Origin of the sequence: Streptomyces sp. NPDC093795, from assembly GCF_044764665.1 — a bacterium.
In the GTDB taxonomy this organism is placed as follows: Bacteria; Actinomycetota; Actinomycetes; order Streptomycetales; family Streptomycetaceae; genus Streptomyces.
Genome location: NZ_JBIWIO010000006.1, coordinates 324,659 through 345,417, shown reverse-complemented (window position 1 = coordinate 345,417; position 20,759 = coordinate 324,659). Strand labels below are relative to the sequence as shown.

Annotated in this window: 20 protein-coding genes; 9 read left to right on the top strand and 11 right to left on the bottom strand. The window is 73.6% G+C overall.

Features of this window, described 5'->3' with window-relative positions; translation table 11 throughout:
- Positions 1-11: 11 nt before the first annotated feature.
- Positions 12-707 (top strand): response regulator transcription factor, encoded by a 696-nt coding sequence (locus ACIRB7_RS19060; protein ID WP_403599664.1) that lies wholly within the window; start codon positions 12-14, stop codon positions 705-707.
- Positions 704-1,819, top strand: coding sequence for a sensor histidine kinase (locus tag ACIRB7_RS19055; protein ID WP_403599662.1), 1,116 nt, complete (start codon positions 704-706; stop codon positions 1,817-1,819). The genes ACIRB7_RS19060 and ACIRB7_RS19055 overlap by 4 nt, the downstream gene beginning before the upstream one ends.
- On the opposite strand, the gene ACIRB7_RS19050 is transcribed toward ACIRB7_RS19055, so the two are convergent.
- The gene (locus ACIRB7_RS19050; RefSeq protein ID WP_403599659.1) at positions 1,816-3,696 is read right to left on the bottom strand and encodes a VWA domain-containing protein; all 1,881 of its coding nucleotides are present in this window, start codon (positions 3,694-3,696) and stop codon (positions 1,816-1,818) included. The two genes, ACIRB7_RS19055 and ACIRB7_RS19050, sit on opposite strands and share 4 nt — an antisense overlap.
- Positions 3,697-3,953: 257 nt before the next feature.
- Between ACIRB7_RS19050 and ACIRB7_RS19045 the strand changes: the two genes are divergently transcribed.
- Complete coding sequence (locus ACIRB7_RS19045; RefSeq protein ID WP_403599656.1) at positions 3,954-6,005, top strand: PhoX family protein; 2,052 nt, start codon at positions 3,954-3,956, stop codon at positions 6,003-6,005.
- 29 nt (positions 6,006-6,034) lie between these two features.
- On the opposite strand, the gene ACIRB7_RS19040 is transcribed toward ACIRB7_RS19045, so the two are convergent.
- From ACIRB7_RS19040 to ACIRB7_RS19025, 4 genes are all read right to left on the bottom strand, one after another.
- Positions 6,035-7,024 carry a hypothetical protein gene (locus tag ACIRB7_RS19040; protein WP_403599653.1) on the bottom strand — a complete coding sequence of 330 codons (990 nt, stop codon included), beginning with the start codon at positions 7,022-7,024 and terminating at the stop codon, positions 6,035-6,037.
- Positions 7,025-7,107: 83 nt separating this feature from the next.
- On the bottom strand, positions 7,108-8,583 hold the full coding sequence (locus tag ACIRB7_RS19035; RefSeq protein WP_403599651.1) for an APC family permease: 1,476 nt from the start codon (positions 8,581-8,583) through the stop codon (positions 7,108-7,110).
- 197 nt (positions 8,584-8,780) lie between these two features.
- Positions 8,781-10,757, bottom strand: a complete 1,977-nt coding sequence (locus tag ACIRB7_RS19030; RefSeq protein ID WP_403599648.1) for an FUSC family protein — start codon at positions 10,755-10,757, stop codon at positions 8,781-8,783.
- A 136-nt stretch (positions 10,758-10,893) separates the two neighbouring features.
- The gene (locus ACIRB7_RS19025; RefSeq protein WP_403599645.1) at positions 10,894-12,135 is read right to left on the bottom strand and encodes an MFS transporter; all 1,242 of its coding nucleotides are present in this window, start codon (positions 12,133-12,135) and stop codon (positions 10,894-10,896) included.
- A gap of 60 nt (positions 12,136-12,195) precedes the next feature.
- On the opposite strand from ACIRB7_RS19025, the gene ACIRB7_RS19020 reads away from it, so the two are divergent.
- Together ACIRB7_RS19020 and ACIRB7_RS19015 are read left to right on the top strand one after the other, a co-directional pair.
- The gene (locus ACIRB7_RS19020) at positions 12,196-13,203 is read left to right on the top strand and encodes an ArsR/SmtB family transcription factor (protein WP_403599643.1); all 1,008 of its coding nucleotides are present in this window, start codon (positions 12,196-12,198) and stop codon (positions 13,201-13,203) included.
- Between the two features lie 29 nt (positions 13,204-13,232).
- Complete coding sequence (locus ACIRB7_RS19015) at positions 13,233-13,955, top strand: hypothetical protein (protein WP_403599640.1); 723 nt, start codon at positions 13,233-13,235, stop codon at positions 13,953-13,955.
- Positions 13,956-14,025: 70 nt separating this feature from the next.
- Here ACIRB7_RS19015 and ACIRB7_RS19010 read toward each other — a convergent pair whose 3' ends face one another.
- The 5 genes from ACIRB7_RS19010 to ACIRB7_RS18990 are packed head-to-tail and all read right to left on the bottom strand — an operon-like array spanning position 14,026 to position 17,052.
- Complete coding sequence (locus ACIRB7_RS19010; protein ID WP_403599637.1) at positions 14,026-14,262, bottom strand: DUF2630 family protein; 237 nt, start codon at positions 14,260-14,262, stop codon at positions 14,026-14,028.
- A gap of 18 nt (positions 14,263-14,280) precedes the next feature.
- Positions 14,281-15,324, bottom strand: a complete 1,044-nt coding sequence (locus tag ACIRB7_RS19005) for an endonuclease/exonuclease/phosphatase family protein (protein WP_403599634.1) — start codon at positions 15,322-15,324, stop codon at positions 14,281-14,283.
- Positions 15,325-15,328: 4 nt separating this feature from the next.
- Positions 15,329-15,766, bottom strand: coding sequence for a hypothetical protein (locus ACIRB7_RS19000; protein WP_403599632.1), 438 nt, complete (start codon positions 15,764-15,766; stop codon positions 15,329-15,331).
- 13 nt (positions 15,767-15,779) lie between these two features.
- Positions 15,780-16,217, bottom strand: coding sequence for a hypothetical protein (locus ACIRB7_RS18995; RefSeq protein ID WP_403599629.1), 438 nt, complete (start codon positions 16,215-16,217; stop codon positions 15,780-15,782).
- A 37-nt stretch (positions 16,218-16,254) separates the two neighbouring features.
- A complete protein-coding gene (locus ACIRB7_RS18990; protein WP_403599626.1) occupies positions 16,255-17,052 on the bottom strand; it encodes an alpha/beta fold hydrolase in 798 nt (265 codons plus the stop codon).
- Positions 17,053-17,161: 109 nt separating this feature from the next.
- On the opposite strand from ACIRB7_RS18990, the gene ACIRB7_RS18985 reads away from it, so the two are divergent.
- The 4 genes from ACIRB7_RS18985 (at position 17,162) to ACIRB7_RS18970 (ending at position 20,091) form a co-directional block, all read left to right on the top strand.
- Positions 17,162-18,493 (top strand): PLP-dependent aminotransferase family protein, encoded by a 1,332-nt coding sequence (locus ACIRB7_RS18985; protein ID WP_403599623.1) that lies wholly within the window; start codon positions 17,162-17,164, stop codon positions 18,491-18,493.
- A 70-nt stretch (positions 18,494-18,563) separates the two neighbouring features.
- Positions 18,564-19,037 carry an RrF2 family transcriptional regulator gene (locus ACIRB7_RS18980; RefSeq protein WP_403599620.1) on the top strand — a complete coding sequence of 158 codons (474 nt, stop codon included), beginning with the start codon at positions 18,564-18,566 and terminating at the stop codon, positions 19,035-19,037.
- Positions 19,038-19,144: 107 nt separating this feature from the next.
- Complete coding sequence (locus ACIRB7_RS18975) at positions 19,145-19,591, top strand: RidA family protein (protein WP_403599617.1); 447 nt, start codon at positions 19,145-19,147, stop codon at positions 19,589-19,591.
- An 83-nt stretch (positions 19,592-19,674) separates the two neighbouring features.
- A complete protein-coding gene (locus ACIRB7_RS18970; protein ID WP_403599615.1) occupies positions 19,675-20,091 on the top strand; it encodes a hypothetical protein in 417 nt (138 codons plus the stop codon).
- Here the strand turns inward: ACIRB7_RS18970 and ACIRB7_RS18965 are convergent.
- Positions 20,049-20,621 (bottom strand): hypothetical protein, encoded by a 573-nt coding sequence (locus ACIRB7_RS18965; RefSeq protein WP_403599612.1) that lies wholly within the window; start codon positions 20,619-20,621, stop codon positions 20,049-20,051. The two genes, ACIRB7_RS18970 and ACIRB7_RS18965, sit on opposite strands and share 43 nt — an antisense overlap.
- Between the last annotated feature and the right edge of the window lie 138 nt (positions 20,622-20,759).

The following is a 20,759-nucleotide window of genomic DNA, read 5'->3' as shown; positions in this document are numbered from 1 at the left end:
AGATGGACGGCATGCGTGTACTCGTTGCCGAGGACGAGCGGGACCTCGCCGCGCTCGTCGCCACCGGCCTGCGGCGGGCCGGCTTCGCCGTCGACACCGTCCATGACGGGGGCGAGGCCCTGGAGCGGCTCGGACTGTACGGGGGTGCCCCCGCGCAGGGCCCGTCGCTCGGCTTCTGCCCGTACGACGTCCTCGTCCTCGATCGCGACCTGCCCCGCGTCCACGGCGACGACGTGGCCCGGCGGCTCCTCGTCGCCGGCTCTCCCACCCGCATCCTCATGCTGACCGCCGCCGCCTCCCTCGACGACCGCGTCGAAGGCCTCGACCTCGGCGCCGACGACTACCTCGGCAAGCCCTTCGAGTTCCCCGAGCTGGTCTCCCGCGTCCGGGCGCTGCGGCGGCGATCCGCCCGGCCCGCGCTCCCGCCTCTCCTGGAGCGGTACGGGCTCCGCGTGGACACCGTCCGGCGGACCGCCGACCGCGACGGGCGGGACCTCGACCTCTCCCCGAAGGAGTTCTCCGTCCTCCAGATCCTCCTGGAGGCCGACGGCGCCGCCGTCTCCGCCGAGGAGCTCCTCGAACGCGCCTGGGACGCCCACGCCGACCCCTTCACCGGAGCCGTACGGGTCTGCATGAGCAAGCTGCGCGCCAAGCTCGGCGAACCGGGGCTCATCCGGACCGTGCAGGGCGTGGGGTACGTGCTGTGAGCCCGTCCCCCGACGGATACCTGGGCGCCGGGTCCACCATCCGGGCCCGGATCGCGATCGTCTACGGAGGTGTCTTCCTCGTCCTCGGGGCGGTGCTGCTCCTCGTGGTGAACCTGCTGGTCAGGGCCGGTACGGATCAGGAAGCCGATGCCATCGTGGCGCGTGTCGACGATGTCGCCGTGGTCGAGGCGTACCGGCTCGGCGACGACATCAGCCGGGCCGCCGGCGAGCAGATGCTCATGTGGTCGGGCATGGCCCTGGTCGTGATCGCCTGCTGCGCCGTCGTGGTCGGATGGTGGACCGCAGGGCGCGTCCTGCGGCCCGTGCACGAGATGACCGCCCGCGCGCGGCGCCTCTCCGAACGCAACCTGCACGACCGGATCGCGGTCAGCGGACCCGACGACGAGCTCAAGGAACTCGGCGACACGATCGACGCGCTGCTCGGGCGTCTCGAGACCGCCTTCGACAGCCAGCGGCGGTTCATCGCCAACGCCTCCCACGAACTGCGCACCCCGCTCGCCACCCAGCGCGCCGCCATCCAGGTCGGGCTCGACGACGACTGCGACGTACGGCAGGTGCTGCTCGACGCCAACCGGCGCAGCGAACGGCTCATCGACGGGCTGCTGCTCCTCGCCCGCAGCGAGCGGGGGCTCGCGGAACGCGAGGACGTGGTCCTTGGCGAGGTCGTCGAGGAGGAGTACGCGGGCGCGTGCGTGGTCGCCGACGGAGGCGTTGTGCGGGGAAGCCGGGTGCTGCTCGGGCAGCTCGTACGGAACCTCGTCGCGAACGCGGTCGCCTACAACGTGCCGGGGGGCGGCGGCGTGGTGGACGTACGGGTCGAGGGCGGGGTCCTGACCGTCACCAACACCGGGCCGGTCGTCCCCGCCGACCAGGTCGACGGGCTCTTCGAACCCTTCCGGCGCGGCGAGGGGCGGGACCGGATGGGGCCGGGCGCGGGGCTCGGACTGTCCATCGTGCGGTCGATCGCGGCGGCGCACGGGGGGAGTGTGCGGGCGGTCGCGCGGGGCGCGGGGGAGGGCGGCGGGCTGGTGGTGACGGTGACCCTGCCGGTCACCGCCACCGTCACCACGAGCCCTGTTCCCGCTTCCTAGAGCTCCAGGCCTTCCAGCAGGCCGCGGTAGAAGGCGGGGTGCGCGGTCTCGACCGGGGTCGCGCCCGCGAAGTACACGGCGGTACGGGGAGCGCCGTCCGGCCCGTCGAGCTTGCGGAGGAAGTCGAAGGCCTTGTTGTCCTCCTCGCCCCAGGCCACGAACCGCCAGTGCAGCGGACGGTCGGCCGCCTCGGCCAGCGCCTGCGTGGCAGCCGTCTTCGACTCCGGCGCGCCGTCGGTCTGGAAGACCACCAGGGCCGGGCGGGTCGGGTCCGCCTTGCCGTGGTGGGCGAGGACCTCCTCCACGGCGCGGTGGTAGTTGGTACGGCCCAGGCGGCCGAGGGTGCCGTTGATCTCCTCCACGCGGGTGGGGGTGAGGTCGGCGGGCGTCAGGGCGACGGTGCCGTCGATGTCCGTGGAGAAGAACACGGTCGTGACGGTGGCGTCCTCGTCGAGGTGCGCCGCGAGCGCGGTGACCTGCTCGGCGAGCCGCTGCACGGAACCGTCCTTGAAGTACCCGCGCATCGAACCGGACCGGTCCACCACGAGGTATACGGCGGCGCGGGCGGTCGTGAGCCCCTGCTTCTTGAGCTGGGCCCCGGCGGCCTTGTACGCGTCCGCGAGGTGCGGGGCGGCGGCCTTGACCTCGGGGAGGGCGAGAGCGGGGCCCTGCGGGGCGCTGTCGGCCTCGGCGTCGTCGGCCGGAGCCTCCGGCTCGGGAGCGTCGGCGGTGACGGCTTCGGCCTGCGGCTCGTCGTCTGCGACGGCCGTCTCCTCCTCCGCCGGTTCGGCGGCCGCCGTGGCCTCGGTGCCCGGCTCGGTGTCCGGCTCGGTGGCGGCGGGCTCCGCCGTCTCCTGCTGCTTCGCGGCGAGGTCGCCCGCGTCGGCGTCCGCGTCCGCTTCGGCGGCCGTCTCCGGCTCCGCCGGGGTGGTGGCTTCGGCCTGCGCCTCGTCGGGAGCCGTCTCGGGCTCTGCCCCCGCCTGCTGCTCGGCGTCGGCGTTCGTGTCGGCAGCTGCCACCGGCTCCGCCGGGGCGGTCGCCTCGGCCTGCTCCGGCGTCGACTCCTCCGCCTGCTCGGGGGCGAGTTCAGGCCCATCGGCGTCGGCGGTCGCTTCCGTTTCGGCCTCCACCGCGTCAGCGGTCGCCTCCGTCTCGGCCTCCGCCGCGTCGGCAGTCGCATCGGCATCCGCGTCCGCCGGGGCGGGTTCGGTCTCCGCCTCCGCGTCCGCCTGCGTCGAAGCGGGCTCGGTCTCCGCGTCCGCATCTGCCGAGGCGAGTTCGGCCTTCGCATCCGCCGGGGCGGGCTCGGCCTTCGCATCCGCCGTCGCGTCGCCGGCCGGCTCTTCGGCGACCGACTCGGTCGGCTCCGCCGACTCGTCAGCCACGGGCTCAGCCGCTGCCGCCGCCGTCGCCGTCGCGGCCGTAGCCGTGTCGGCGTCGGCCGTGACCTCGCCGTCGGCCGTCACCTCGGCGTCAGCCGGCGTCTCGGCGTCAGCCGCGTCGGCCGTGACCTCGCCGCCGGCCGCGCCCTCCGCCTCAGCCGACTTCTCCGCCTCAGCCGACTCCTCGGCTCCCGCCGCGGCCGTGGCCGAATCCCGATCCCCGGTGCTCACCGGTTCCGAGGCCCCCGCAGCCGCAGCCGCAGCCCCCGCCGCAGGCGTCTTCGCCCGCGCCCTGGGGATCTGCGGGTTGTCGAAGGACGCCGCCACCAGATCGTCCGCCGCTCGGCGGGCCGCGTCGTCCGGGGTGCCCGAGGCGTCCGGGGTGCCCGGGGTGTCGGGGGTCGGGGTCTCACGCGTCTGGGGCGGGACGGAGGTTGCCGGGGTTTCCTCGTGGTCCCGGCCGAACACCTTGCGCAGCATGCTCCGAATACCCATGGGCGAACCCTTTCGCATGAGTGGGGTGCGTGTGAATGTCCGTACTGGGCGTTTCGGGAATTTCATCCCTGGCCAGGGCGGACACGTAAGGTTAGCGGCCACCCCCTCCCTCCTCCGCGACCCGGTCGCCCCCGGTTGCCGTGCATTCATTCGGCGTTCACTCCGTCGCCGCGCCTGTGCAGATCTACGCACATAGCGTCGCGGCCGAAGGAATCCCGACACCATGTCGGCGCAGCGTTGCGCCGTAGGAGGACGAAGTGCGCAAACTGCTGCCGCTGCTGAGCATGAACCCCCACGGAGGCGGCCGTTCCGCTCTCACCTGCCGCTTCCGTTGCGGCGACGCCTGCTTCCACGAGGTGCCCAACACCAGCGACAACGAGTACGTCGGTGACGTCATAGCCGGTGCGCTCTCGCGCCGTTCCGCTCTCCGCGCCGCCGCCGTCGTGACCGTCGCCTCCGCCGCCGGCGGCGCCGTCGTCCTCGGCAACGCCCCGGAAGCCGTCGCCAAGCCCGGTCGCCCCGGCAAGCCCGTCCCCACCGACGGCGCCCGCGGCCTCCGCTTCGCCCCCGTCGCGCCCAACACCGCCGACAAGGTCACCGTCCCGGCCGGTTACGCGCAGAACATCGTCATCCGCTGGGGCGAGCCCATCCTCCGCGGCGCCCCCGCCTTCGACTCCGAGAAGCAGTCGGCGAAGGCCCAGGCCGGCCAGTTCGGCTACAACAACGACTTCCTCTCCCTGCTGCCGCTGCGCGGGGAGCACCACCGTCAGGTCCTCGTCGCGAACCACGAGTACACCGACGAGGTGTTGATGTTCCGTGGGTACGACTCCGAGAACCCGACCCGCGAGCAGGTCGAGATCGCCTGGGCCGCGCACGGCCTCTCGGTCGTCGTCGTCCAGGAGGAGCACCGCACCGGCAAGCTCACCCCGGTCACCCGCCACCACCTCAACCGGCGGCTCCACACCACCAGCGAGTTCGAGCTGACCGGCCCCGCCGCCGGCAGCGACCTGCTGAAGACCTCCGCCGACCCCGAGGGCCGTACCGTCCTCGGCACCCTCAACAACTGCGCCGGTGGCACCACCCCGTGGGGCACCACCCTCCACGGCGAGGAGAACTTCAACCAGTACTTCGCGTACGGGTCGAGCACCACCGACAAGCGGTACGGCGTCGGCACCGGCGCCTCCGAGCGCAAGTGGGAGCGGTTCGACACGCGCTTCGACCTGCGCCAGGAGCCCAACGAGGTGCACCGCCAGGGCTGGGTCGTCGAGCTCGACCCGTACGACCCCGACTCCACGCCCCGCAAGCGCACCGCGCTCGGCCGCTTCAAGCACGAGGCCGCGCAGCCCCGCCTCACCGAGGACGGCCGTCCGGTCGTCTACATGGGTGACGACGAGCGGTTCGACTACTTCTACAAGTTCGTCTCGTCGAAGCGGATGAAGAAGGGGGGCTCTCGGGCCGCCCGCGAGCACAACCTCACCCTCCTCGACGAGGGCACCCTGTACGTCGCCAAGCTGACCGGCGACTCCCCGGCCGCCGAGATCGACGGCACCGGCAAGCTGCCCAACGACGGCGAGTTCGACGGTTCCGGCCAGTGGATCCCGCTTGCCACCGGCGACGTCTCGCACGTCCCCGGCATGACCGCCGACGAGGTGTACGTCTTCACCCGCCTCGCCGGTGACAAGGTCGGCGCGACGAAGATGGACCGTCCCGAGGACGTCGAGCCGTCCCCGCGCAGCGGCCGCGTCTACGTCGCCCTCACCAACAACACCAACCGCGGCAAGGGCACCAACCCGGGCGCCGACGAGGCCAACCCGCGCAACCTCAACAAGCACGGCCAGATCCTCGAACTGGCCGAGCACTGGGACGACCCCGCCGCCGACGGCTTCGCCTGGCGTCTCTTCCTCGTCGCGGGCGACCCGAACGACCCGGCCACCTACTTCGCCGGCTACCCGAAGGAGAAGGTCTCCCCGATCTCCTGCCCCGACAACGTGGCCTTCGACCCGCACGGCAACCTGTGGATCTCCACCGACGGCAACCAGCTCGGCTCGCACGACGGCCTGTTCGGCGTCGCCACGCGCGGCGAGCGGCGCGGTGAGCTCAAGCAGTTCCTGACCGTGCCGAAGGGCGCCGAGACCTGCGGCCCGATCATCCAGGACCGCCGCGTCCTGGTGGCCGTGCAGCACCCGGGCGAGCTCGACGGCGCCTCCGTCGAGAACCCGAAGTCGGAGTGGCCCGACGGGCCCGGCAAGCTCGTCCGCCCGTCGGTCGTCTCCGTCTGGCGTACGGACGGCCGCGACATCGGCGTGTGAGCACCGCGGGGGCCGGGGGGTGGAGGGCCTCACTCCACCCCCAGGCCCTCCCTGAACCGCACGAACTGCTCCTCCGGCTCCCCCGTGTACGCCCACGGCACCCACGCCGCCCGCCTGCCCAGCATCCCGAGCAGCTCCCGCGCGATCTCCACCTGGCCCGCGTAGCAGGCGGCGTGCGCGAGGAAGTTGAGGTCCCCGACCTCCTCCGGTGCCACCGGCGTCCCCGGGTCCCGGCCGCCGATCCACCGCGCGTGCGTGCGCCGCAGTTCCGTGACCGCCAGCTCGTGCTTCCAGTGCTGGTCGAAGCCCCGCACCGGGCCACGGCCGAGCGCCCCGTCCGCGATGTACCGGTACTCCTCGACCCGCGCCACCTGCACCAGGACGGGCAGCGGCGAGCCGGGCGGTGCCACGCCCGCCGCGTCGCGGGCGAAGTCGTACATGCTGCCGTGTGTCCCGTGCCACCGCGCCGACCAGTACCGAAGCACCTGGATGTGCCCCTCCGTGTTGTACGGGTCCCGGCGCCGCAGCTCGTCGAACCAGTGCCGCAGTTCACGGCGCGGCACCCCGCCCTCGTACAGTCGCGCCACCGAGAGCAGCGCCACCCACGGCATGGGGTCGGCGGGTGCCGCATCCGCCGCGCTCCGGCAGGCGTCGACGGCGGCGTCGATCCGGCCCCGCTCCACGGCGGCGCCCCGGCCGGCCGCGATGGCCGCGTCGAAGACCCGTACCACCTCGGTGGCCGCACGGAGCACGGCCGCGTCGGGGTTGCCCGGTTCGGCGGCCCGCCAGGTCTCCACGGTGGAACTGCCGGCGGCTGCGTGCGAGAGGAGCCGCAGCCGGTGGGTGCGGCGGGCCCAGTTGTCGCCCGTGGCGGCGAGCAGGTCCCGTACGCCCTGCCAGCGGCCGATGACGATGTCGTGGCGCGCCTCGGTCAGCGCGCGGTCCCCGAAGTCCGGGTCGAAGTCGGGCACGAAACGCTCCGCACGCGCCGAGCGCGCGGAACGACGGCGTACGGCCATCGGGGGCCTCCTTCGGGTCTCCGGGGAAGGGGGGGTGGGTTTTCCGGGGACGGGGGTGCGTGAACTGAAGACTTCCGGGTCGCTCAGAAGTCCGTCGCGTAGCTCTTGTCCCTGGTTCCCGTACGCGCGTGCGTGGCCGGGGCCCAGTCCTCCGTCGCGGCCATCGCGCGGGCCGCGTCCAGGCGGGCCGGGCGGTAGTAGTCGCTGCCCTTCCGCCAGTACACGAGCAGGGGTACGACGCCGATGAGCAGGCCGCCGAGGCCGATGGTGAGGGCCGTCGTGGAGAGTTCGCCGAGCGATTCGACGAAGGCCCAGAGCATGAACGCGGAGCCGAGCAGCGGCCAGAGGCCGCCGAGGACCAGGTTCCGTACGGAGCGGAAGAGGAGCGACTTGTACGCGACGACCGCGGCGATGCCCGCGAGGCCGTAGTAGAACGCGATCTGGAGGCCGATCGCGGAGACCGCGTCGCTGAGGATCTGCTGGACGGAGCCCGCGGCCGCGGCCGCGGCGAACATCACCAGGGCGGCGCCGCCTACGGCGGCGATGGCGACCCACGGGGTGTTCCAGCGGTGGTGCACGGTGCCGAGCGCGGCGGGCAGGGTCCGGTCGCGGCCCATCGCGAAGAGCGAGCGGGTGACCTGGAGGAGCGTGGTCTCCAGGGTGGCGACGGTCGACAGGACGACGGCCACGACGAGGAGTTTGCCGCCGACGCCCGGCCAGATCTCCTGGCCGAGGACGGCGAGGACGTTGGGTCCCGCGGTACGGATCTCGTCGCCGGTCAGCAGGACGTTCACGGCGACGGTGAAGGCCTCGAAGAGGACGAAGACGAACCCGACGCCGACGAGCGCGGCGAGTCCCGCGGTGCGGCGGCTGTTACGGGTCTCCTCGCTGAGGTTGCTGGTGACGTCCCAGCCCCAGTAGTAGAACGCGGCGATGAGGGCGCCCGCGGCGAAGCCCTGCGGGCCCTCGAACTGGCCGAGGCCGAACCAGGACCAGTCGAAGGCGGTGGCCCGCCCCCGGTGCGCGACGGCGGCGAGGACGAACCCGATCAGGATCAGCATCTCGACGCCCGACATGATCAGTTGGGCTCGTACGGTGAGCCGGGCGCCGCCCAGGACGACGAGCAGCATCATCAGGAACCAGCCGGCGCCGACGGCGGTGGCGAGCGGGGTGTTGTCGGCGAGGTCCGGGTCGATCAGGGAGAGCGTGAGGGAGCCCGCGGGCAGCGAGCCCGCCACCATGAACACGGTCGCGGCGAAGACGAGCGCCCAGCCGGAGAGGAAGCCGAGGAAGGGGTGCAGGGTGCGGCCCACCCAGGAGTAACCCGCGCCCGCGTTGACGTCGATCCGGCCCAGCCGGGCGTACGCGAGGACGATGCCGAGCATGGGTATCGCGCAGTACAGCAGGGCCGCGGGACCCGCGAAGCCGACGGCGCCGAAGAGCACGGCGGTGGTCGCGGCCAGCGAGTAGGCGGGGGCGCTGCCGGCGACGGCCATCACGATCGTGTCGAAGGTGCCGAGGACATTGGGCTGGAGCCCTCTGTTCGTGGTGGTGCGCATGGCGGGGTCCTCGGGGCGCGGGGGGTGAGGCAGGGCGAAGTGGCCCGTCCGCCGGGCCGGTTGCCGACGGCGGCGGGCGCGGATCACGGTGATTTCGAGCGCATCGTAGTCGCCCGGGTGGATTCCGGTAACGGCGGTGGGGAGGGTTCCGTTCGGTGACCGCCGGTAAGTCCTCCCGTACGCCCCCGGGAAAGGGTTTACCGCAGGTCGGGACCGGCGATGGCGCGGGCCGCGCGGACCTCCTGGCGGAGGGGTTCGAGGACTCCGTTCTCGTCGCCGACGAGGTCGGTGCGGACTTCCACGAGGGTGTCCGACGCCCTGATGCCCTCGGCGAGTTCGCGCAGCTCCCGCTCCACGGCCGTGACCTCGGCCGGGTCGGGGTCGGGGGCGCCGTGGTCGACGCGGATCCGGGCGGCCGTCGTCGCGTCCACGATCCGCTCGACGGCGACGACGAGCGGCCACCAGGCGGCGGCGCGTGGGCCGGTGGGCGGAGGCTCGGTCAGGGCGCGCTGGAACTCGGAGCGGACGGTCGACAGGTCCCGGTAGAGCTTCCGCCGGGCCCGCACCCGCGCCCCCTGGCCGTCTCCGTTCCCCCTGAACGCGCAGGTCACGTACGCGGCGGTGTCGGCGACGGCGTCCGCGAGCCGGTCCCCGATCCGGGTGTGCCAGGACTCGGGCCAGAGGAGGTAGCCGGCGATCAGCGCGATGCCGCAGCCGATGAGCGAGTCGTACAGGCGGGGCAGGACCAGGCCGAAGCCCTGCTGGTTGAGGGTGTCGGAGAGCAGCAGGATCACCGGTGTGATCGCCGCGGTCTGGAAGGCGTACCCCTTCGCGGAGAAGACCGGGATCAGGGCGGCGAGGGCGCACATCACGGGCACGTCCCACCAGCCGCGCGGCACCTCCGCGAGGACGAGCGCGGCGAGGAGGAGACCGAGGGCGGTGCCGAAGGCGCGGAGCACGGCCCGGGAGAAGACCGAGCCGAAGTCCGGCTTGAGGACGAAGGTGACGGTGAGCGCGACCCAGTACGAGCGGGGCACGGCGATCAGCGACACCAGCGCCTGCGCGAGCCCGATGCAGAGCGCGAGGCGCAGCCCGTACCGCCAGGACGCCCCGGAGAGCAGCACGGAGCGGGTGGCCCTGCGGGCGCGGACCCGGAGCGCGGCGGGCCTGCCGAGCCGGTCGTCCACGTTGTGCGGGTCGGGGTCGGCCTCGTGGACGACGGCGGCCGCGTGCCGCAGGGCGTGGTCGACGGCCTTCTCGGCGGGCCGGACGGGGGTGGGCAGTTCGAGTTCGGGCGCCCCGGAGCCGTGGCCGCCCGGCTTGCGGCGCTCCTCGACGACGTCGGCGAGCTGCCGCACCGTCACCGGGATCGTGGCGTCGAGCGGCCCGTACAGCTGGGCGCGCAGATGCGCGGCGGGCGCGGCCTCGGCGAGGGGGATGACGACGTTCAGCTGGGCGAGCAGCCGGACCAGGACGGGCGCGCGGCCGTGCTGGCGGGCGCGGCGGGCCAGGACCAGGTCGTAGGCGTGGTTGAGGGAGGCGGTGACGGCGTGCCGCTTCTCGTCGTACGCGCCGGTGCCGGTGGCCTCGTACAGGTCGGCGACGGCCCGGTAGGTGGCGGCGACGGCGGCCCGCTCGGGGGCGGCGCGGCGCAGCGGCCAGCCGAGGAGGGTGAGGACGAGGACGAACAGCCCGCCGAGGGTGAGGAGGAGCGGCGCCTTCCACCAGGGGTCGGGCATGGGGAGTCCGGCGCCGACGACGGCGTTGAGGAGCAGGAGAAGCCCGGACACGGAGGCGACCGCGCCGATCGAGGAGATCATCCCGGAGACGAGCGCGACGAGCGTCAGCGCGGCGACCGCGAGCCAGCCGTGCCCGAAGACGAGCGTCCCGAGGGTGACACCGACCGCGCCGAACAGCTGCGGCACGGCGATGTTGAAGACCCGCATCCGGTAGGCGTCGGCGGTGTCGCCGATGACCCCGGACAGCGCGCCCATCGACACGAGCGCCCCGTACGCCGGCTGCCCGGCGGCCAGCCCCACGGCGAGCGGCGCGGCCAGGGCGACGGCGGCGCGGAGCGCGGCGGCCCAGGGGATCGGCGCGGGCGCGGGCTTGAGCCCGGCGGTGAGCCAGGCGGGCGGGGAGAGCCGGACGGCGGTTCCTGCGGGTCGAGCCATGGTCACCAACGTACGTCGTCGCCTCCGGTCCACGCCGATCACCTGCCGGGCGCGACCCTCGGCGGCGTCAGGACCCACCAGCTCACCGGGGTCCTGCTCACCCAGGTCGGACTGTCGACGCCGGACTCGCCCCGTGTCATGAACGACTTCTGGACCACGGTCTACCGGGCCGTCGACTGACCACGGGCGCGCCCGCCGGATCCGCTCCGGCCGCCTGCCCCGTGCGCCGGAGGCCGGGTGCGAGGGCCAGGGTGGCCGCGGCGGAGGTCGCGGCCATCACCGTCATGGCGGTCGCGGGGGTGGTGAGTTGGGCGCCGCCGCCCGCCAGCGCCGCCGCCACGCCCTGCATCGTGAACATGCCCGAGGAGTGCAGGCCCAGGGCGTGGCCTCGCAGCTCGGCCGGGACCAGGGTCATCAGGCGTTCCTGGAGGAGGAGGTTGGCGGAGAAGCCGATCGACGCCACCGTCACCGCGGCGAGGGCCAGGGGGAGGCCCGGGTGCAGGGCGAAGATCAGGTACGGGGTGGCCAGGAGGAGGAGCAGGGGCGGTGCGCCCAGGCGGTCGCGCCAGGCGCTCGGCAGGAAGCGGCCGGTCAGGGTGTCCCCGGCGAGCATGCCCAGGGCGACGAAGGCGAACAGGAGCCCCGCGTGCCTCGGCGCGTACGAGACGAAGAGGGACTCGCAGCCGACGACGAGCCCGTTCGGCACCCACAGGGCGAGGTAGACGCGGCGGCGGGATGCCGACGACCACAGGAGCGCGTTGGTCCGCCAGGTCTCCCGGGCGGACGGACGGCCCTGCGCGCGCGGCGGCCGCCGCGTGAGACCGAGGCGGGCGACGGCCGCGGCGACGACGAAGAGGGCGGCGCCGGTGAGCAGGGCACCGCGCGGGGTCAGGACATTGACGAGTACGGCTCCGAGGGCGTAGCCACAGATCTGGAGGCTGCCCGCACACATGTTGAGGACCGAACGCCCGAGCAGGTAGCCCTCGGTGGGCACGATCTCGGTGAGCAGCCCGTAGCGCACCCCGCCGCCGACCGAGCCGAGCATGCCCTGCACCGACAGGATCGCGAAGATCGCCGTCATGGGCAGGCCGGGCACGGCCAGGACCGTGGTGGCCGTGGCGAAGACGAGCGCCAGGCCGGTCGTCGCCGCACGAGGCGGCAGGCGGTCCGTCGCCGACAGCAGGACACTCGCGCCGACCATCTGCGCCAACAGCGGGCCGAACATGCTGAGGGCGGCGAGGAGCGGTGAGCCCGTCGCGTCGTAGACGAGCGTCCCCAGGGCCATCCTGCTCACCGTCTGGGCCGCCACGTGCGCGGCGGTCGCCGCGAGCAGCGGGGTGAACTCGGGGGTCCTGAAGAGCTCCTGGTAGGTGCGCATGGCGGAGTGTCGGCCGACGGGCCAGACCCGGAGGTAATGTTTCGCCGGGAGGCGAAACGATTGGGCTGGTGGGAGGTCGACGCCGACACGCTCGCGAACAGCCGGTTCGTCGTCTCGCCCCTCTGCGAGACGACCGCGAGCCTCATGGCCCTGGAGAAGGACGCCCCCGCGCATCCGGCCGAGCGCCGCTGGCTGGAGGCCCACGGCCCCGCCTACCGCGAACGGCTGGCCGCCGACCCCGTCACCGCCCTGCTCGTACGCGTCGCACTGGGCAGGCACCGGTGGATCGCCGACTTCCTCACCCCCGTGCCGTCGCGCGACGGCGACGCGCAGGGCGGCGCGGAGTTCCACGACGAGGTGGCACGGATACGGGAGACGCCGGCCGACACCGCTCGCGCCGACCTCCGGGTCGCCCACCGGGCCCCGCTGCCCGAGGCGCTGCTGCGCGCCGACCTGCCGGAGCGCGTCGCCGGCCTCCTGGAGTGGGTGTGGCGGGAGACCGTCGCGCCCGACTGGCCGCGGCGGCGGCGCGTCATCGAGGCCGACGTGGTCGCACGTACCGGACAGGTCAGCCGGGCGGGCTGGGCCGCCGCACTGGACGGCATGCGTCCGGACATGCGCTGGCTGGGCGACAACCGGCTCCAGATCAACACCCGCGCCTTCCCGCCCCGCCGTCTCCTCGGCTCCCAACTGCTCCTCGTGCCGGTCACACCGCGCCGGGGATGGATCTCCCTGGACCGGCCGGATTCCCGTGGTGTGGTGCACCGGAACGCCGTGGTCTACCCGTGCTCGGGCACGCTCGCGGAGCCGGAGCGGACCACCGCCGCCGCTCCGCAGGCACTGGCCAGGCTGCTCGGGGCCGGGCGGGCCGGCGTGCTGACGCTCCTCGACAGCCCGATGAGCACGACCCACCTGGTGGCCATGACGGGCCAGGGCCTCGGCTCGGTGGGCCGCCACCTCAAGGTGCTCCTGGACGCGGGTCTGGTCGGCCGCCGGCGTACGGGACGGTCCGTGCTGTACTACCGCACGGCGGCGGGGGACGTGCTGGTGCGGGCGCGGGAGTCCTGAGGACCGCCGGCTCGGGAAGGATGAGGGTCGTGGACATCGAGGAAGCTGTCGCGGCGATCGGGACCGCCCAGGACGTGCCAGGTCTGCCCATGGCCTGGCGGTGGTCGCCGATGTCCCGGTTCGTGTTCTCCCTCGCGATGGACCACGACGGGCGCTGGGCCTACCAGATGAACTCGCTCGATGTGCACGACGAAGGCCTGACCAGGGCTGTTCTGGCGTTCGCACGGGAGCATCAGCTCGGCCGCGGCCCGGAGTCCCGACCGCTCACGGTCCTTCCCGGGTTCTCGTACGGGGACTGCCGGTTCGATGCCGTCGCGGCCACGTCACCGGCCGTGCACGGGTACCACGTCGGACGGAACGAGGACCTGAACGAGGTCGTCTCGGGGGTCTTCCCGGCGTACGCGTGCGAGTTCCGCGGCGACGAGAGCCTGGAGGTTGCGGTCATGCGGGTCAAGCGCATGCTGCGACCGACTGTCCTGTCCCGGTCGCCGGTCCCGTACCTGCGCATGCGATACGAGAACACGCGGACCCGCGGCGGCAGCCTCGGTTCTTCCCGAGGGTTCACCACGCAGGACGTGCTGCTGCTGGAGCTGGCGCTCCTCGAAGGCGCTCCGGGCAGTTTCGTGGAGTTCGAGAACCGCCAGGGGGAGATCTGGCGCGTCGAGTGGGACGGCACCTGGCTGGTGAACGGCCGGCCGCAGGACATGCCGCTCTCGGAGGAGTGGGTGGGGACGGTACTGGGGTGGCCCTAGACGGTCTCGGGCGGTGCTCCGTGGACGGTCCCGGGCAGCGCTCCGCCGCCCGCCGTCGTCGGGAGTCGGGTCAGTTGCGGTAGGACTCGACCTCCGTGGCCGGGCGGAGGGCGGCCGTGTCCGGGTCCTCGCCGAACTCAACCTTCGCGCGGCGCTGGCGCAGCAGGTCCCAGCACTGGTCCAGGCGGACCTCCAGGTCGGCCAGGCGGGCGCGTTCCTCCGGGAGGAGGCCGCCCGTCCGCTGCCGGAGGGCGCGTTCCTCCTCGACGAGGGCACCGATGTCGTCCAGGATCTCCTCGTTGTCCATGTCTTCCAGCGTGGCCGATCAGCGCGGGCCGCGCAGGTCGAGATCCGCGAGGACCGCCCGGTGGTCGGAGCCCGCCACGTCGAGGAAGCGGACCTCGCGGACGCTGAAGTCCCTGACGAGGACGTGGTCGATCTGGACGAACGGCGGCAGCGGGCCCTCCATGGGCCAGGTCGGGGTACGGCTCCGGTCCGCCCGCCGCGACGCGTCCTGGAGGCCGCCCGCGTCGAGGATCGCGCGGAAGGCCGCGTGGTCCTGGGAGGCGTTGAAGTCGCCCGCGATCAGGGCCGGGGCCAGGCCCGTGGAGGACGAGGCCGCGGTCGCGTGCACGGTCGCGGCGTACTCCTCGATGCCGGCCAGCTCCCGCTTCCACAGTTGCGTCTGGTCCGGCAGCGGCGGCATCGGGTGCACCAGCTGGAGCCGTACCCGCACCCCCGCGATCTCCGCCGTGGCGCCCGGCATCCCCATGGACCCCGGGATCGTCCGCCGGTCGCTCAGCGGGTACGAGCTGAGCAGGATCGAGCCGATGGAGCCCTCGCCCTCGACGGAGGCGTGGTGGGGGAGCCGTGCGGCGAAGGTCTTCGTGAGGGTGTCCCGGCACGAGCGGTTGCATTCCGTCACGAAGACGAGCTGGGGGTCCTCCCGTGCGACGACCCGGCTCAAGGCCTCCGTCCCCTGGCTGAACTCGACGTTCGCAGCGATGACCTTCACCCGCGCCAGCGGCAGCCCGTACGAGATGACCGCCTGCGGCATGTACGGCACGGAGCTCCAGGCGGTGGCGACGAGCACGAGGACCGCCACGAAGGTCAGCACCCGGCGCCGGATCACCGCGGCGAGGAGCAGCGCGAGGCCCGCGGGGACGGTCAACCAGGGGAGGAACGAGAGGAGTTGGGGGACGGGGGCCGTCGCGTCCGTGTTCAGGGCGCGGCAGGCCGCGACCAGCACCGGTACCACCAGGAGCAGCCCCGCGGCCCAGGCTGTGACGCGGTGCCTGGGCCGCAGGGGCGGCTCGGGGGTCGGCTGGGGGCTGCTGCTCACGGGCTCTGCGGTCAGGACTCGGTCCACGCCGTCAGTGTCGCAGGGCTTGTGCGATCTCCGCCTTCGTATCGCCCGAGAGCGTCCGATTGCTGCGCGCCGTACCGGTTTTGGGCTTGCCGGGTGCGACTCCGTCGATGCTCAGGACGACCGAGTCGAGGAAGTTCCCGTCGCCGTCGCGGAAGGTGACCATGATCGTGTAGTCGGCGTTCTTGTCCTTCGGGTTGGTGGCGGTGATCTCGGCGATCGTGCGGTCGCCGTCGGTCGTCGTCGGTCCCGCGGTGACGTCGCCGGTGGCGTTCACGCCGTCCTTGACCTCGTTCATCCTGTCCTCGGCGGCGGAGGCGACGGCCGCCGTCGCCGAGGAGAAGACGTCGCCCGCCGCGTCCTGGGCGGCGTCGCACCCGGTGAGGGTGAGAGCAGTGGTTGCGGCGAGGGCGAGGGTCCGGGCCGTGGCCGTGGTGCGTCTCATGGCCGGCCGTTCCTCAGATTCTCGCGTCGCGACCGTGACCCTCGTCCGTGGCCAGCGCCCAGATCACGAAGATCGAGACGGCCATGGTGAAGAGCGACCACCACGGCTGGTAGGGCAGGAAGAGGAAGTGGAGGAGCACGTTGAGGGAGGCGAGCGCGATGCCGGCGACCCGGCCCCACTCGGCGCCCTTGAGGATGCCGTAGCCGACGATGACGAGGATGAGGCCGAGGATCAGGTGGATCCAGCCCCAGGTGGTCAGGTTGAACTTGAAGACGTAGTCGCCGACGCGGGTGTAGACGTCGTCCTCGGCGATCCCGGCGATGCCCTGCAGGATGTCCATGATGCCGGTGACCAGCATCAGGACGCCTGCGAAGAGCGTGCCGCCGGCCGCCCAGGCGCCGGAGGAGGTGGAGGACTGCGGCTTGCGGTGTGGTGCCGTGTTCTGGCTCATGGCCCCATCGTCGGAGCGTTCGCCCGCCGGCGAACCTTCAGTTGGTCCGTACGAGTGAGCGGAGATAGTTCTCCAGTACGGCGTCGAACTCCTCGGGCCGCTCCAGGTTGGGCAGGTGCGCGGCCCGTTCGACGACGGCGAGCGTGGCGTGGGGGAGGAGCGCGCACATGTCCTCCGCGTCGGCGACCGGGGTGTACGTGTCGTCCCTGCCGACGACGACGAGCGCGGGGAACGGCACGGTGGTGAGCGTCTCCCGGTAGTCGGGGCGCTCGGCCCGGCCGCGCAGGGCGGCGGCCGCGGCGACGGGGTCGGTGGCGCACATCATGCGGTGGACGTGGGGTGCGGCGTGGGTGTTGTACGGGGCGACCATCCGGTCCAGTACCTCGTCGGCGTACCCGCGCATGCCCTCCCGCAGGAGCCGGTCGGCCATGGCGTTCCGGGCGGCCTTGCCCTCGTCGGTCTCGGCGGCGGGGAAGGTGTCGGCGAGGACGAGGCCCCGGATCCGCCCGGGGTGGCGGCGGTAGAGCTCCATGGCGATCTGGCCGCCCATGGAGAGGCCGGCGAGGACGCAGTCGTCGATCCCCAGGTCGTCGAGGAGAGCGACGAGGTCCTCCGCGAAGACGCCCAGGTCGGTGGAGTGGGGGCGCGCGCCCAACGGGGTGGCGCCGTAGCCGCGCAGGTCCGGGGTAATGACCCGGTGCGTACGGGAGAAACGTTCGATCTGCGGCCGCCACATGGTGTGGTCGAAGGGGTGGCCGTGGACGAGGAGGAGGGCGGGTCCTGCGCCCTGGTCCTCGTAGAAGGTCTCGGCGTGGACTGTCGTGGAGACGGGCATGTCCGCAGGCTAGGCAGCCGCAATTGCTCGGTGCAATAAGATCTTTGCTCTCGGTGCAATAGGGCGCGGTGCCGGACATACCGCTCGGTGCCGTACGGGAGGGGTGGACGTGGAGGAGTACCGCAGGATCGCGGACCGCGTCGAGGCGGCCGTACGCGGCGGGCGCCTGCGCCCCGGTGACCGGCTGCCGCCGCAGCGGGTCTTCGCGCGCCGCCACGGGATCGCGAACTCGACGGCGATCCGGGTGTACGGGGAACTCGCCCGCCGCGGCCTGGTCGTCGGGGAGGTCGGACGCGGCACCTTCGTCCGGGCCGCGCCCCCGCTGCCGGGGCCCGCGCTCACCGAGGCCACCGGCTCCGCCCCCGTCGACCTCCAGCTCAACTACCCCACCTTCGAAGGCCAGTCGGAGCTGATGGCCCGCGCCCTCGCGGCCCTCGGCCGACCCGACGTCCTGGCCGAGGCCGTCTCCCGGCCCGCCGCCGCCACCGGCACCCCGGAGGCCCGCGACGCGGCGGCGGCCGTCCTCGCCCGGCCCGGCTGGGCGCCGGACCCCGCGAGCGTGCTCTTCGCCGGGAACGGACGCCAGGCCATCGCCGCCGCGCTCGCCGCGCTCGTCCCGCCCGGCGGCCGCCTGGGCGTCGAGGCGCTCACGTACCCCCTGGTGAAGGCGGTGGCCGAACGGCTCGGCATCCGGCTCGTACCGCTCGCCCTCGACGCCGAGGGGGCACGGCCCGAGGCGCTCGCGGCGGCCCACCGGGCGGCGCCGCTCGCCGCCGTCTACCTCCAGCCGACCCTGCACAACCCGCTCTCCGCGACCGCGGGGGAGGGCCGCAGGGCCGAACTGGCCGAGCTGCTGCGGACCCTGGACCTCGCGGCCGTCGAGGACACCACCTGGGCCTTCCTCGTGCCCGACGCGCCCGCCCCGCTCGCCGCGCACGCGCCCGAACGGGTCCTGCTCGTCGACAGCCTCTCCAAGCGGCTCGCCCCCGGCCTGACCGCCGGCTACCTCGTGGTGCCCGGCCGGCTGCGCACGGCGGTCGCGGAGGCCCTGCGCTCCGGCGCGTGGACGGTGGGCGGTCTCGCGCTCGCCGCCGCCACCCGCTGGGCCGGGGACGGCACGGTCGCCGAGGCGGTCGCGGCGAAGCGGGCGGACGCGGCGGCCCGGCACGCCCTGGTCCGGCGGCGGCTCGCCGGGCACGCCCTCCGGGCCTCCCCGTACGCGTACTACTGCTGGTGGGAGCTGCCCGAGCCCTGGCGGGCGGAGACCTTCGCGGCGGCCGCCGCCGCACGCGCGGGCGTGGCGGTCACCCCGGGCGGCGCCTTCGCGGTGGGAGCGGGCACGGCCCCGGACGCGATCAGGGTCGGCCTCGCCTCCCCGCCGCACGCCGTCCTCGACGAGGCACTCGCCCGACTGGCGGCGCTCGCGGCGGAAGGGGCCTGAGGGGGCGGCCGGTCGGAGGGTTTTCCGTTGCCGTGGCTATCCTGGACATGTAAAGTCCAGAATTATGAAGATGAGCGACGGCGTGGAATGGGCGCTGCACAGCTGCCTGAACCTGGCCTGGATCGGGCCCGAGCGGGCGGTCACCGCCGCACGTCTCGCGGCCTATCACGAGCTGCCCCCCGCTTATCTCAACAAGCAGCTCCAGGCGCTCGCCCGCGCCGGGATCGTCACCTCGGTCTCCGGGCCCAAGGGCGGGTTCCGCCTTGCGCACGCGCTGGACCGGATCACGCTGATGGATGTCGTCGCCGCCGTCGAAGGCCCTGACGAGGCTTTTCGCTGCACCGAGATCCGGCAGCAGGGGCCCGGGGCGGGGCCCCCGGGGTCGTACGCCACCGAGTGCGCCATCGCCGGAGCCATGGGACGGGCCGAACTGGCCTGGCGGCGCGAGCTCATGGCCCAGACCCTGGACGACGTCCGTCAGCGAGCGGAACTCCAGGCGCCGGCCGCGCCCGACCGGCTCCGCCACTGGTTCGCCAACGCCTGAACGGCACTAATTCGCCCACGTCTGAACGGCCGACGCGGCAGGCTGGTGACACCGCCGACCTCCGGCACGGCCACCCTCTCCGTACACCCCGGAAGGAACGATCAGCCATGACCGCACAGCCCACCACCACCCCTACCGACATCCCCGCCGCCGACCAGCGGGTCATCACCAACCCCGCCACCCTCCACGACCCCACCCCCTTCGGGTACAGCCACGCCGTCTCCGCGCCCGGCGAACTCGTCTTCATCGGCGGCCAGTACGCCTCCGACGCCACGGGCGCCCCCGTCCCCGGCGACTTCGCCGCGCAGGTCGAGCTCTCCCTGACGAACCTGCGGCACGCCCTGGAAGGCGTCGGTCTCGGCCTGGTGAACGTCGTGCGCCTCGGGTCGTACGTCGTCGAGCACGACCTGGCCAAGCTGGAGGTCCTCGGCAAGGCCCTGCACGCCCACTTCGGCGAGCGGCTGCCCGCCCAGACCCTCAGCGGGGTCGCGGCGCTCGCCCTGCCCGGGATGCTCTTCGAGATCGACGCCGTCGCCGTACGGCCGGCCGCCTGATCCACTTGCGGGGCGCCGGGCTCGGGTGTGCCCTTGAGGGTGCGGGAAGCAGCAGGGGGGCGAGACCCGAAGGAGCTCCTGCCATGGCCGCACACGCAGCGGTACCTGCCCGGCGCGGACGCGCGCGCAGCACCGGGACGCACGGCTGGGGCGTCCCGGTCACCCTCGGTGTCCTGTACGGGCTCTACGCGGCGACCGTGGCGCGCCACGGGGGCGCCGCCACCCTGGGGCAGCTGTGGCTCGGCCTCGTCTCGGCCGTGGTCCTCGCCGTCGGGATCCACATGCTCCACCGCTACGGCCGCGCCCTGCCCCGTGAGCTGCGGGCGGTCGCCTGGGGCTCGCTCACGGGCATCGCGGTCGGCTTCCTCTTCAGCCTGTCCGGCGCCAGCGTCCTGTCGTCGAGCGGCCTCGGACTCGCCGCCGCCGGCGTCAACGGGGCCGCCGCGTACTACGTCTTCTACACCCACGAGGACGCGGCGGGACGGCCCGCGCCGTACTGACGTCGTCCCCGGCCACCGTGCCCCTCTGCGTGGCGCCGCCGCCGGTAGTAGGCGACCGCCACGGCGGCGAGCAGCACCGGCCAGGCGGCGAGCGGCGCGTAGCAGGCGATGAGCAGGGCGTCCTGGGCCGGCGTGGCCGGGACGTCCGGGCCCAGGTCCGCGTACGCGGCGTACACGCCCCAGGCCGCGATGGCGCAAAGCCCCGCCACCCCGGCGAGGGCCGCGCCCGTCGCGGCGGCCGGGTTCACCCGGCGGCCGCCGAGGAACGGCATCCACCGGGGGAAGACCTCGCCCCAGGAGCGGACGAGCCCCAGGGTGAGGAGGGCGAGCAGCTCGGAGACCACGCTGAGGGAGATGACGTACACGGTCTCGCCGGCGCTCAGCAGGCCGAGTTCGGCGTCCGACGTGACGGGGAGACCGGCGACGAGCGCGAGGCGCCACAGGCCGGACGGGAGGGTGACCAGCGGGACGGCGTGAGCGGCGAGGGCGACCCAGCGGGGCACGTCGGGAAGGGCGTTGATTCTCATCATGCGGCCAGCCTCCCGCCGGGCCCCGGCCCCGGGCGTCGCCCCGGCGGCCGGTCCGCCTCCGCCGGGCGGGGGAGGGCGGGTCCGCCCTCGGGTGGCCCTCTCCGGCGGCTCCCTCCCGTCTACTCCGCTTACTCCGCT